The organism is Muricoccus vinaceus, assembly GCF_042433125.1.
Taxonomy (GTDB): domain Bacteria; phylum Pseudomonadota; class Alphaproteobacteria; order Acetobacterales; family Acetobacteraceae; genus Roseomonas; species Roseomonas vinacea.
In genome coordinates this window covers 1-11,434 of record NZ_JBHLVZ010000054.1, presented here as the reverse complement: position 1 = coordinate 11,434, position 11,434 = coordinate 1, and the positions used below count along the sequence as shown (strand labels likewise).

The window sequence follows — 11,434 nt, the reverse complement described above, 5'->3', positions numbered from 1 at the left end:
GCGAGGAGGAGGAGAGCGAGGACGCGGCGGGACATCGTGCCTGCCCTTAAGGCGGGCAAGCGCGGGGCGCCAGGGCGAGGCGCGTGGGCGGCCAATCAGGGCCCGTCCTGCCCGCGGCCACTTCTCCGGATGCTCCACCGAAAAGCGGCATGCCGCTTCCGGCTAAACTCCGCCATGACACCTTTGCGCTGATCCCGGCCATTCGCGTGGCGTTGTCGCCCTCCGGGAAGCGGTACTTCATGGCACAAACCGAGTGGAGAGGGTTATTGGACCGACACCCGCCCAGCTACCAGCCGAGGCGGGAGGCTACCGTATCGGCCTTGATCGCGCCGAGGGTAGGGGCGAGCCGCGTGCGCGACGCGGCCTGCCACTCCGGCCGCGCCTCGAGCCCCTCCTTGTAGACCTTCTCACCGCCGCCCTCGTGCACGGCGCCGATGGTGCCCAGGATCAGCGCCGTGACGAACACGTCCGCGAACATCGGCTCCGGCTTCCATGAGCCCTCCCCATGCTGCGCGTGCAGGACCGCCCCGCTCGTTTGGTCGAGGATGAAGGGATCGCCCCTCTTGGTCGGCCACGACCAGCCACTCGTTCCGCCATTCCGCCACGCGCTCACCGCCCAGGCCATGCCAGCGGCAGCCAGCCTGCCGTTCCCAAGCCGGGCCAGCGGAGCGATCTCGAACGGGTTGCCGGTGGTTGGGATAGTCAGCCCATCGGAGCCATGCAGCCCGTCCTCCCCATGGGGACCGACATCCTCGTAGAAGCGGGTCAGCGAGGGATGGAGCGTGACCTTTCCGGTCCAGTCGAAGGGAAACTGTGGGCGGAGCGCTCCGAATGGAGCCAGGACGTCGCGGATAGCCCGGGGTGTGATGTCTGAACCGCTCATGGGAGGCTGATGCTCCCGGTTTGTGTTCGGCAGGAAGTGGGGCGGGGAGGTCCTAAAAGGGTCGGAAGCGGCCGAGGACTGCCCGTCCCCTGCTAGCGGGAGGTGGTCCGCGACGCCGGCCGAACCTTCCGCCTTGGACCCGGTGCCGACATACGAGCCGCGCTGAAGCGGGCTGGCTCTGGCTGCGGTTCCGAAGATCGAGGGCTGGACGATGTGCGTGTTCACCCTCGAGCGGACGAAGGAAGGCGAGCGGGTCACTGCGGTCCTGGATCGCCCCGCGCGCTGGGATGGGCGGCCCCGACTTTGCCGCCGCTCTGACCACAGCGCTTGAAGGTGGCATTGTCGTTCTGGCCGTAGCGGTCAAAGATCACACGCGTGTTGAATAGATGAGTGCCAGGCCCAGCAGGGTAGGGAGCTCGCCCGGGTTCGGCTTGCGAAGGCTGCCGAAAATTCAGCAAAAGCGGGCAAAACTCACACTGTCAGCAGCCCCTCAAGCACGATGACCAACCGGAAGATGAGGCTCAGAGATGCCTTGAACCGTTTCCATTGCCAGATAAAGGCTGCGGCAATGCGGTAGCAGGAGGTCGCCATGTCAGACGTCCGGAGTGAATGCGAAGAGCGCATCCGCAAACACGCATACTTCCTCTGGCTTGAGGAGGGACGTCCTGAAGGACGGGCGGACGTTCACTGGAGATGAGCTTCTCAACGTCCGCCTCGGTCGCCTTTGCGCTCTTCTGCACCGCCGACTTGCCGGAAAACACCGCCGTCAGCCCTCCATGGCCTGCCGCTTCCACTCACCCGCCAGCATCTGGTGAATGCCGTGCTTGGCCGCCAACTGTGCGGTCACACAGTTCACCCCGCAGCGCTTCCAGCGCCACTTTGGCCTTGAACTCCGCCGAATACCGCGTCTGCTTGCCCGTCATCCGGGTCGGTCCTTCTCGCAGGCGGACCGAGCTTGACCACCTGTCCGATATCCGGAGACCACCTCACTCCTCCTAATCTGCCAGCAGCGGCTTGCGGTAGCCGCCGATCTTGGCAGGAGCGGTGCTGCTGGTCTGGCGCACCCGCTGCGCGAGCTTGATCGCTGCCGAGGCACTGACGACGAAGCGGGCTGCCGCCTCCCGTGCCGAAGCGCCCTCCTCAACAGCCCGGACCGGGCGCTTGTGCAAATCCTGTGACAGAGGTGCCGTCATCACCAGCCTCGCTGCTTCATCAACAGCTTCGAATCAGAACCCGCGCGTCCGTGCAAGCATGAAGTGCTCTAGCCGCAGCAGCCGAACAGAACGGCGAGGCCGGCCTCCACCACCTGTCCTCACCAAGCATCGCCCCTCTCACGCGCGCCGCCGCCGGCGCCACCCGGGTGCGCTCCGAGATCAGCTCCCGCTCCTTTTATGCCATCGTGGCGTAGACTCGCATCATCAGGTCGTCCGCGCCCGCGCTGAAACTCCACTTTTATTGTCACCAAGCCGACACTGCTCGCCACGCGCTCTCGGCCGCACCGGGTGCGACCTTGCAGGAGGGCGGACTTCCTGACTGACCCGACAGCTTCAGGAGCGCCCAAGACCAGGAACTGTGGCCTTCAGAAGGTCCACATCATGAGGAGTGACAATGCGCCGGTAGGCTGCTTCGGCAAATTCGAAAGCCCCGAAGGCCATGAGCCCGAGGGATACCAACCCGAAGAGGATGCGTCCAAAGGGCTGCTCCTGCAGGGCAAGTAGGGCTCCTCCAAGGCCGCGGGCCTCGTTGGGATCGGATTGCCATGCGGCGACAAGCAGAAAGCCGCCAATGATGAGGAACACCGCCGCCCGTGCGGCATAACCGGCACGGCCCAGCGGGATGACCCAGGCGGCGACGTCCGGGCTGCAGGAGAGGTGTTTGCGGAAGGAAGCCGTCCAAGCCTTGGCGACCATACCTAGGGAAGCTCCGAGGACGGCCAGCCCGACAGCACTGACCAGCCAGCGGCCGAAGATCTGGCTGAGGAGCCAACGCGTCCAATCTCGGGTTGCCTGTTCCTCCTCCCCGCCAGAACTCGTTCCCACAATGAGGCTCACCGCGAAGATGCCAAGGCCGACATAAACGCCGGCCGAAACCAGCTGCCCGGCACGAGTGACGATGGCCCGCCACGACCGGCCCAGCCCGTCGGCATCCAGGATCGACTGGAGTGCGCGCCAGAGCGCGAAACCGAGGAGGCCGAGCGCCACAACTGCGAGCAGGGCAGCCCCTGATGGCTGTGAGAAAAGCGTCTGCAGAGCGCCCTTCGAGCCGGTCACCTCACCGCCCTGACCCATCGCGGCCAGCAAAGCCAGCACTCCGATGATCAGGCTGACGAGGCCGCGGGCTGCGTACCCACCGCGGGCGAGCAGTTCAAGGCGATTGCGATTTGCCAGCATCGTGACCCCCGGTCTGTGCAGCCGCCGTGAACCGGGGGTCACGATGCCTGCACGGTTCTTCTGCTTATCCTGGAAACGCGATAGGGCGGTGCCGGTTCGGGTGCACAGGGGAAGGTAGATTTGGTTTAGCAGAGCCCACTGCGACTGCCGAAGCCGACCGAATTGCATGGCATAGCTCCCGAAGCTGAATTCATGCCGGACGCAGAGCGCTGAACACAGGATGGCCGAAACGGGTGGCGCGGCGATGTACCGGGTGTCCATGGCCGAGCAGGGGCACTCAGGTCTCGGGCTGGAGGCACGGCAGGCCAGCGTCCGTGCCTTCGTCGAGCGGGAAGGCTGGGCGCCGGTCACCGAGCACCAGGACATTGTCTCGGGCAAGGACGACCGCAGGCCAGGGTTTCAGGCGGCGCTAACACGCTGCCGAAAGCTCGGGGCGGTGCCGGTCGCAGCGCGGCTCGATCGGATTACCCGGGGCGCTCACACCCTTTCTGGGCTGTTGACGGAGGGGATCTCGATCCGTGCGGCCGACATGCCAGGCGCGGACGGCATGATGATGCGGGTCTACGGGGCCATGGCGCAGAAGGAGCGAGAGCTCATCTCGGAGCACACCCGGGTGGCGTTGGCTGCGGCACGGGCGAGGGGCGCCGTGCTGGGCGGGGATCAGGGGTGGAAGCCACCTGCACCGCCCTGTGCTGCCGCAACTGCAGAGCCTCGCAAAGAGAAGGCAACTCGCACGGCGCATCGGCTTGCGCTGGAGGTGGGGGCAATCCGGGCCAAGGGCGTCACCACGCACCAGGGACTTGCGCGGGCACTGACCAAACAAGGGGTGCCGACACCACGAGGAGGGACGGTGCGGACGCATACCACCTTGGCGCGAATCGTCGAGCGGCTCGCGGCGTAGCTGCCGGTGAGCCCAGCTGAATGGCACTGGCACAAGTATTGTCGATAGCGGAAAGGCATCTTTTAGGCTGTTGCCGAGTAACGCAGCCTGTCGCATGTTTTGATCTAGCAAAAACAGCGAATACATTCCCGCGACTGGCGTGACCATCATCTAGAGGCTGTTATGGACCGGTGGCCAGTTGAGCGGCCTTGCTGAGCATGAGGCAGACGAAGGCGACGCGATGCATGTCTGCGAGTGTTGAGGCGTAGCGCTCGTAATCCTTGACCAAGCGACGGAAGCGCGTTGCCCAGGCAAAGGAGCGTTCCACGACCCAGCGCCGTGGTAGCAGCACGAAACCCTTCTTGGCTTCGGGCAGCCTGACGACTTCCAACTCGATACCGTGCGCCTTGGCAGCTCCGGCCGCGCGATCACCCGTGTAGCCCTGGTCCACGTAGGCGAGGCTGACGCTGTCGCCCGTGGCCTCCTGGACGGTTTCAACAAGACGGCCGACCTCGGCACGATCATCCGCACTCGCCTTGCTGACGTGCAGCGCCAGCAGGTGCCCCAGCGTGTCCACCGCCAAGTGCAGCTTGGAGCCGCGCTTGCGCTTGGCTCCGTCATACCCGGCCCGCTCGCCGGACTCGGGCGTGGAGCGCAGCGTGCGGCTGTCCAGGATGGCGGCACTCGGCTCTGCCGTGCGCCCGGCAGCCAGGCGCAGCACAGCCCGCAGATCGTCGGCCAGGGCGTCAAAGCAACCGGGCGCCAGCCAGCGCTGAGCCTGCTGATACACGGCCGCCCACGGCGGTAGATCATTGGGCATCCAGCGCCACGGCGCACCGGTTTTGAGGATGTGCCGCAGGCCGTTGAACGCTTCGCGCAAGCTGTGCTCGCGCTGGCCCGCATCCTGGGTCAGCAACGTTAGGTAGGGGGCGACCAGTGCCCACTCATCATCGAAAACGTCAGAAGGATACGGCCTGCGGGCACTCACGCCTGTAAACCTGAACGTTACACCAGGGCAGGTCCATAACAGCCTCTAGCAGAACAACATCAACTGCTTAGCAAGGTATGCCGACGCTATCGTGGTCGATACAAGCAACTTCCCGCGCAGTTGTCGGGCTGGTAGCCTCCCCAACCATAGCCTCAAAGGTCTCCTTGCCGCCTCCTTATGCTAGAGTGCCCATCCCCTGTGAGAGTGCCACCTTTGATCGAACAGTATGGCTGGTCCGATGCGCTGCGGCTCTCCTTTGAGCCGCATGCGCACGCTGGCTACCTTCCCGGGCGTATCATCCTTCAGCAGCGCGAAACGAATTTGGTGGTCACGGGTGCTGGCAATCTGAGTGCCAGACTCTCCGGCCGCCTGCGCCACGAGGCTCGGGAGGCAGGTCATCCGGCCGCCGGCGACTGGGTGGCTTTGTCCGCGAACGCCGACGAAGGCACCGCCATTATCCATGCCGTCCTGCCCCGCCGCACGGCCTTCGTCCGTCGAGCGGCCGACAGCGTGCAGACACTGCAGGTCATCGCCGCCAACATTGACGTCGTTTTCGTCGTCACCTCGATGAACGCGGAATTCAGTCCACGTCGCCTCGAGCGCTTCCTCGCGGCTGCCTGGCAGAGCGGTGCGCGGCCAGTGGTGGTGCTGACCAAGGCCGACCTGTGTGAGCAACCCGAGGCCGAGGCCGCCAAGATAGCCACTCTGGCTGCGGGCTGCCCGGTGCTGGTCGTTTCGGTCCTGAAGGGCCTTGGCCTGGGCGGCCTGCTGGATCACCTTTCGCCAGGGGAGACCTGCGTGCTGATTGGCTCGTCCGGCGTCGGCAAATCCACTCTGGTGAATGCGCTACTGGGTGAGGAGCGCATGGCAACCCAGGAAATCCGTGCTGCAGACGCCCGGGGGCGTCACACCACCAGCCATCGCCAACTCGTCCTGCTACCTGGCGGAGGGCTGATCCTCGACACGCCTGGCATACGCGAGGTGGGACTGATTGACGCAGATGAGGGTCTCAGCACGGTTTTCGACGACATAGAACACCTGGCCCAGAATTGCCGGTTTGGCGACTGCGGGCACAGCAGCGAACCAGGCTGTGCGATACGCAAAGCGCTGGACGAAGGCTTCCTCGACGCCGGGCGCTGGGCGCATTTCCAGAAGTTAAGCATGGAACTGGCAGCGTTGGCGCTGGCGAAGGACCAGATGTCGCAGGAGGTTGAACGCCGTCGCCTGGCTGCGCTGCAGAGGTCCTATCGGTCCAGCAAGAAAGATTTGCGGGATCTGCGTTCATAAACTCTGTCGACAATCAGGGCCTACAGGAATGGCCGCATTCTGTGGGACTGGTTTTGCTGCATAAAGCTGGTTTTCTGGCCGGCAGCATTTTCCTCGCTCGACTACAGAGTGTGGTCATAGCTCGAACTTCATCTACTGCGGCGGCCTCCAGGGACGTAGGGGGGCTCAGGACAGGTACAGACACTTGGTTGATCTGAGCCTCTCATCCGAGAGCGGCCGAGTGGGAGCAACCCGATCCTGTCAATGTGCACTTCCTGAAAAGCTCAACCCGAGCGCGGCCGGTTCGGGCTGGGCGCTTTGCGGCAGGGTCAGGGTGAGCCGTAAGCAGCCGTTCCGCTTTCCGGAGCACCAGGAAACGGAGCGGACGTTAGGCGCGCCGGGCCGTCGATTTGATTGCGAGGAGGGGCGTGGCGAACGGCGGGGCAGGCGAAGGGGCGGTGCAACGCGCCGGGTAATGCTTGCCATGTGTGAGGCAATCAGGGTCGAGCGGGCAGGGGTGAAGCGGCCTTTCACCGAGCCTCAGGTCCGCCAGAGCGGGTACATTTTTCAAACTTCGGCGCAATCCGTGCTACGTCCTCGCTATGGAGACCAAACCACCCATTCCACTCGCTGTTCTAGTTGGCATTCAAACACCGGAGGTTGGTGACGTCGCGCATGCTGCCAGTCTTGAGGAACTGGGACGCCTGGTAAAGACGCTGGGCTACGAGGTGGTGGGTACCGTATCGCAGCGCCGCGAGGGTACCGGCGCTGGGTCGTTGCTGGGCACTGGCAAGTTGGCGGAGCTCGCAGCATTGACAGGCGGCACCGGTGTGGTCGGCTCGATGGCACCGCCCCCAAGGTCAAAGGCACGGCAGCGGTTCGAAGGTGCGGCCGACGCCGACGCCGCCGACCTCGCCAAGCCTGATCCCGACGCTGCCCGCAAGCCCGAGTTCGTCATTGTCGACCACGAGCTGTCACCCAGCCAAATCCGCAACCTGGAACGGGCAACCGGTGCTCAGGTGCTGGACCGCACCGGTGTTATCGTCGAGATCTTCCACCGCCACGCCAACACTCGCGAGGCGAAGCTCCAAGTGGAGATGGCGCGCCTGAAGTACGTGGCGCCCCGCCTGCGGGAATCCTCGGGCGGCGGCGGACGTCAGCAGGGGCCCGGCGCGGGCGAAAGCACTCTCGATCTCGACCGCCGCAAGATCCGCGACCGGCTCGCGGAGCTGAAGGACCAGCTGGAGGCGGTGCAGCGCGACAGCGATCATCGCCGCTCCGCCCGTCGCGATCAGCTGCGGGTGGCGCTGGTTGGCTACACAAATGCGGGTAAGTCCTCCCTGATGCGGGCTTTAACCGGCAGTCAAGTGCTGGTGGAGGACAAGCTGTTTGCCACCCTCGACACGACGGTCCGCATCCTGCAGCCGGAAACCCGGCCGCGCGTGCTCATTTCGGACACGGTTGGCTTCATCAAGCAGCTGCCACATGACCTGGTCGCCTCGTTCCGCTCCACCCTGACAGAGGCGTTGGAAGCCTCGCTGCTGCTGTTCGTGGTAGACGCGTCTGACCCAACCTATGAGGCGCAGTTGGAGGTGAGCCGCAGCGTGCTGCGTGAGATCGGGGCGGATGTGGTGCCGTCCCGCCTGGTACTGAACAAGATGGACCGGGTGGACGCTGCCGGGCGTGCCGCGCTGATCGAGAAGCATCCGGACGCGATCCTGCTGTCCGCGCATGCGTCCGATGATGTGAGCGTGCTGCGAGACACCCTTATCGCATTCTTCGAGGCGGAAATGGTCGAGGATGTATTGGTTCTGCCCTACGCGAAGCAGAGCTTGATCGGCGAGGTGTATGAAAGCACGCGGGTCCTGTCCGAAGACTATGGCGAAACCGGTCGGGTGCTGAAGGTGCGCGGCCTTCCTGGTGCCATCATGCGGCTACGACGTAGTCTTGCCGCGCCCTGAGGCTCGGATACCGGCAGTACCCAGGGGCGTCACCATCACCATGGCGGCTGTAGCATCGGCAGCCGCTGCGCTCAGGTGTGAGGAAAGTGTTTCCCGACGGCTGGGAGCAGCCTATCGGCTTGAGGTAGCGAGATGCCGGAAGCCGTTCAAGTTTGGCGCTGAGCCGGCCTGCCTGCCGCAAGCTTTGAGCAGTCGCGTTGGAGGCAGGAGAGGTGTTCACCACCGAGCAACGGTCGTTGGTGGGTGGTGAACACTGGCTCGCGGTCTCATACTGAGGCTTCCGAGAACGATGGAACCTGGTAGGTCCAGCGCCTCCGTGCCGGGGCTCCCCCGGGGAGAGGGTCGACCCATGACGGCGAGCAAAACCCCAGTTGCTGCAGACTTGGCTCTATCCCGCCGCCGCATTCTGCGGACAGGGTTGAGCCTGACCGCCTTCCCCGCCATTGTGGCGGCTGCCCCGCATGAGGCCGCCCTTCGACCCGTCCAACTGACTGTGGATGGCACAACGAAGCCGCGCGTCTTTGTCACCACCGATGCCGGTGGCTCGGACAAGGACGACCTGCAGAGCCTCGTCCATCTGCTGCTCTACTCCGACGTGCTGGACATCGTGGGTTTGGGCTCGTCCGCGGCGATGCTGGGCTCGGGGCGGGTGTCTGCAATCCGCTCGGTGATCTCGGCTTACGAGGCAGATCGTGGCAGGCTTCTCACCCACTCGGCAGACTATCCGAGTGCCGCTCGGCTTCACAGTCGTGTCCATGAGGGCTCATCCACCCTACAGCCAGCGGCGGGCTTCTCCAGGCCGACGCAAGCGTCTCGGGCCATCGTGGCGGCTGCGAGAACTGCCAGCCCGAGCAACCTGCTTTACGTCCTGACCTGGGGCAGTCACGCTGATCTGGCGCAGGCACTCCACGACGATCCATCGATCGTTCGAAACATTCGGCTCATCTCCAGCGGCGTGGATGGTCAGGACCCGAACGCGCATCGCTACCTCCAGGAGCACTGGAAAGGCCGGCTCTGGTGGATCGATGGTGCCACCAGCGGGCGAGGCATCTACGCTCCGCCCAGTGGCGCCAACACGCCTGACCGCGCCTGGCCTGCCGCGAACGCCGAAGGCCACGGCAAGCTCGGCGACTTCTTCATGGCGTCCACGCAGGATCTCTACGGCGATTTCGACGGCACCCGGCGTACCGATGGCTTGAAGATGGGTGACAGCTTTTCCGTCCTCTATCTCATCGACCCTGGGCGCAATCCCGACCAGCCGGAGGCACGCGGCTGGGGTGGCTCGTATGTCGCCTCTGGGCCGCTCTACTGGACGGACAGCCGTAACCCTGCACTGAGCTATGGCAGCTATTATGGTGCCAAGACGGTGGCCGACCACAAAGGCGCCTTCCTGGCCGACTTTGCGGCTCGGTTCGACCGTGCTCAGGCCGCCAAGAGCAAATGAACTTGTAACCGCCGTTCTGTGCTGGCTGGTGAGGAAACAATCGGCATGACGGTGGGGTCATCAGACGGTCTTCCACGACCTGCCCACCTCGTCGTAGTCGCGGCCGAACAGGCGCGAGTATCCGTCCCGGCGTGCAGGCTCCTGGCGCTTGGCGGGGGTGCCGCGGACCATGCGGTCGAGCAGCTGCCCCACCAGCCCGAGGGCATCCACCTGGTCGTCGTGCTTGCCGGCGGGAAAGCTCAGCAGCTCCGCCTCGAAGGCTTGGCGCCAGGGTGCCGCGCGCGGCACGTGCAAGCCATCCAACGCCATGCGACCTCGGAGCGACTGCGCCCGCACGGCCTTGTCCCCGCGGGTGGGGAAGGGATGTCGCGCCACATAGGCGCCGCGCTCCCTCATGCGCCTCTCCAGGAACGGACCCACACCGGCCCTGATCTGCCCCGTCTCCTCGGCCCAGCCAATCGGCCGCCAGCGTCGGACCAGGTCGCAGAACGCCTCGATCCAAGCGTCGGCCACCGCCTGCCCGCGCCAGAGATCCAGCAGCCAGAGCCGTCCTTGCGGGTCCATGCCGACCACCACATGCACGGTCGAGTCACCCCTGCCAGAGGTGACCGCGTAATCCGAGCCGCCATAGACCCGGAGTGTGGTGCGGTCGGGCAGGCTGTCCGTCGGGTGCAGCCAGGCCGCCTGGAAGTAGTCACCCGTGTCCGGGACAGGCCGCTGCTGGTAGAGCGCCGCCCAGCTGCGGGTGCTCGCCTCCGCCTTCACGCGGGCGAGGGAAGCGGCATAGCCGTAGGTGTCGTCGGCCCAAAGCATCTCGCCCGGTGCTCGGCCCAGCGGGTCACCCTCCTTGGCCTCGGGGGGGAGCGACACCACCCGCCAGTGCTCCCGCTGCGCCTCCAACAGCCGGCCCGAGAGGTCGTCCTGGTGCTACCGGGTCTGCACCACCACGATGGCGGCGCCGGGCCGGAGGCGGGTGCGGAGGTCGTCCTGGTACCATTCCCAGACGCGGTTCCGTCTGGCCTCGCTGTCCGCCTCCTCCCTAGAGCACTTCAGGCTTGCATGGACTCGCGGGTTCTGATTCGACGCTGTTGATGGAGCAGCGAGGCTGGTGATGACGGCACCCCTGTCACAGGACTTGCGCAAGCGCCTGGTTCGGGCTGTGGAGGAGGGCGCCTCGGCACGGGAGGCGGCAGCCCGCTTCGCGGTCAGCGCGTCGGCGGCGATCAAGCTGGTGCGGCGAGTACGCCAGACCGGCAGCACGGCTCCTGCCAAGATCGGCGGCTACCGCAAGCCGTTGCTGGCCGGGCAGGAAGAGTTCCTGCGGGAGCTGACGGCCAGCCGGAAGGGGATCACCTTGGCCGAGATCCGGGCAGCCCTGATCGAGCGCGGCGTGGCGCCGGTTTCGCTGATGACGATCTGGACCATGCTGAAGCGGCTCGACCAGTCGCATAAAAAAAGAGCCTGAGGGCGGCCGAGCAGGACCGGCCCGACGTCGCGGCCCATCGACACCACTGGCGGGTCTGGCAGCGCTACATGGACCCCGAGCGCTTCGTCTTTCTCGATGAGACCGGCGCGGCCACGAACATGATCCGCCGCTACGGCTGGGGACCACGGGGCGAGCG

Annotated in this window: 11 protein-coding genes and 1 pseudogene; 6 read left to right on the top strand and 6 right to left on the bottom strand. The window is 65.4% G+C overall.

Features of this window, described 5'->3' with window-relative positions; all coding sequences use genetic code 11:
• Positions 1-286 precede the first annotated feature (286 nt).
• Positions 287-883, bottom strand: coding sequence for a hypothetical protein (locus ACFFIC_RS16960; protein ID WP_377052451.1), 597 nt, complete (start codon positions 881-883; stop codon positions 287-289).
• A gap of 589 nt (positions 884-1,472) precedes the next feature.
• Between ACFFIC_RS16960 and ACFFIC_RS16955 the strand changes: the two genes are divergently transcribed.
• Positions 1,473-1,580, top strand: a complete 108-nt coding sequence (locus ACFFIC_RS16955) for a DUF2934 domain-containing protein (protein ID WP_377052455.1) — start codon at positions 1,473-1,475, stop codon at positions 1,578-1,580.
• On the opposite strand, the pseudogene ACFFIC_RS16950 reads toward ACFFIC_RS16955, so the two are convergent.
• The 3 genes and pseudogenes from ACFFIC_RS16950 to ACFFIC_RS16940 all read right to left on the bottom strand — a co-directional run.
• A pseudogene (locus ACFFIC_RS16950) lies at positions 1,579-1,806 on the bottom strand (transposase); the annotation flags it as partial. The gene ACFFIC_RS16955 and the pseudogene ACFFIC_RS16950 sit on opposite strands and share 2 nt — an antisense overlap.
• 72 nt (positions 1,807-1,878) lie before the next feature.
• Complete coding sequence (locus ACFFIC_RS16945; RefSeq protein ID WP_377052449.1) at positions 1,879-2,076, bottom strand: hypothetical protein; 198 nt, start codon at positions 2,074-2,076, stop codon at positions 1,879-1,881.
• A 354-nt stretch (positions 2,077-2,430) separates the two neighbouring features.
• Entirely contained in the window at positions 2,431-3,441 is a 1,011-nt protein-coding gene (locus ACFFIC_RS16940) for a DUF1206 domain-containing protein (RefSeq protein ID WP_377052447.1), read from the bottom strand.
• A 52-nt stretch (positions 3,442-3,493) separates the two neighbouring features.
• Here ACFFIC_RS16940 and ACFFIC_RS16935 point away from each other — a divergent pair, with 52 nt between their 5' ends.
• A complete protein-coding gene (locus ACFFIC_RS16935; protein ID WP_377052445.1) occupies positions 3,494-4,174 on the top strand; it encodes a recombinase family protein in 681 nt (226 codons plus the stop codon).
• 160 nt (positions 4,175-4,334) lie between these two features.
• On the opposite strand, the gene ACFFIC_RS16930 is transcribed toward ACFFIC_RS16935, so the two are convergent.
• Positions 4,335-5,141, bottom strand: a complete 807-nt coding sequence (locus ACFFIC_RS16930; protein WP_377052443.1) for an IS5 family transposase — start codon at positions 5,139-5,141, stop codon at positions 4,335-4,337.
• A 213-nt stretch (positions 5,142-5,354) separates the two neighbouring features.
• On the opposite strand from ACFFIC_RS16930, the gene rsgA reads away from it, so the two are divergent.
• From rsgA to ACFFIC_RS16915, 3 genes are all read left to right on the top strand, one after another.
• Positions 5,355-6,428, top strand: a complete 1,074-nt coding sequence (rsgA, locus tag ACFFIC_RS16925) for a ribosome small subunit-dependent GTPase A (RefSeq protein WP_377052441.1) — start codon at positions 5,355-5,357, stop codon at positions 6,426-6,428.
• Between the two features lie 581 nt (positions 6,429-7,009).
• Positions 7,010-8,368 carry a GTPase HflX gene (hflX, locus tag ACFFIC_RS16920; RefSeq protein WP_377052439.1) on the top strand — a complete coding sequence of 453 codons (1,359 nt, stop codon included), beginning with the start codon at positions 7,010-7,012 and terminating at the stop codon, positions 8,366-8,368.
• Positions 8,369-8,717: 349 nt separating this feature from the next.
• Complete coding sequence (locus ACFFIC_RS16915; RefSeq protein WP_377052437.1) at positions 8,718-9,812, top strand: nucleoside hydrolase-like domain-containing protein; 1,095 nt, start codon at positions 8,718-8,720, stop codon at positions 9,810-9,812.
• A gap of 60 nt (positions 9,813-9,872) precedes the next feature.
• On the opposite strand, the gene terL is transcribed toward ACFFIC_RS16915, so the two are convergent.
• Positions 9,873-10,682: a phage terminase large subunit gene (gene terL, locus ACFFIC_RS16910; protein WP_377052435.1), complete on the bottom strand. Its 810-nt coding sequence runs from the start codon at positions 10,680-10,682 to the stop codon at positions 9,873-9,875.
• A gap of 241 nt (positions 10,683-10,923) precedes the next feature.
• Here terL and ACFFIC_RS16905 point away from each other — a divergent pair, with 241 nt between their 5' ends.
• A complete protein-coding gene (locus tag ACFFIC_RS16905) occupies positions 10,924-11,277 on the top strand; it encodes a COG3415 family protein (protein WP_377052453.1) in 354 nt (117 codons plus the stop codon).
• The last annotated feature ends 157 nt before the right edge of the window (positions 11,278-11,434 follow it).

Bases quoted from the DNA above. Each gene is read 5' to 3' on its own strand.
- ACFFIC_RS16945 (WP_377052449.1), bottom strand. From the start codon at position 2,076: ATGACGGCACCTCTGTCACAGGATTTGCACAAGCGCCCGGTCCGGGCT.
- ACFFIC_RS16905 (WP_377052453.1), top strand. From the start codon at position 10,924: ATGACGGCACCCCTGTCACAGGACTTGCGCAAGCGCCTGGTTCGGGCT.
- ACFFIC_RS16955 (WP_377052455.1), top strand. From the start codon at position 1,473: ATGTCAGACGTCCGGAGTGAATGCGAAGAGCGCATCCGCAAACACGCA.
- ACFFIC_RS16940 (WP_377052447.1), bottom strand. From the start codon at position 3,441: ATGCAATTCGGTCGGCTTCGGCAGTCGCAGTGGGCTCTGCTAAACCAA.
- ACFFIC_RS16960 (WP_377052451.1), bottom strand. From the start codon at position 883: ATGAGCGGTTCAGACATCACACCCCGGGCTATCCGCGACGTCCTGGCT.
- ACFFIC_RS16935 (WP_377052445.1), top strand. From the start codon at position 3,494: ATGGCCGAAACGGGTGGCGCGGCGATGTACCGGGTGTCCATGGCCGAG.
- ACFFIC_RS16915 (WP_377052437.1), top strand. From the start codon at position 8,718: ATGACGGCGAGCAAAACCCCAGTTGCTGCAGACTTGGCTCTATCCCGC.
- hflX (WP_377052439.1), top strand. From the start codon at position 7,010: ATGGAGACCAAACCACCCATTCCACTCGCTGTTCTAGTTGGCATTCAA.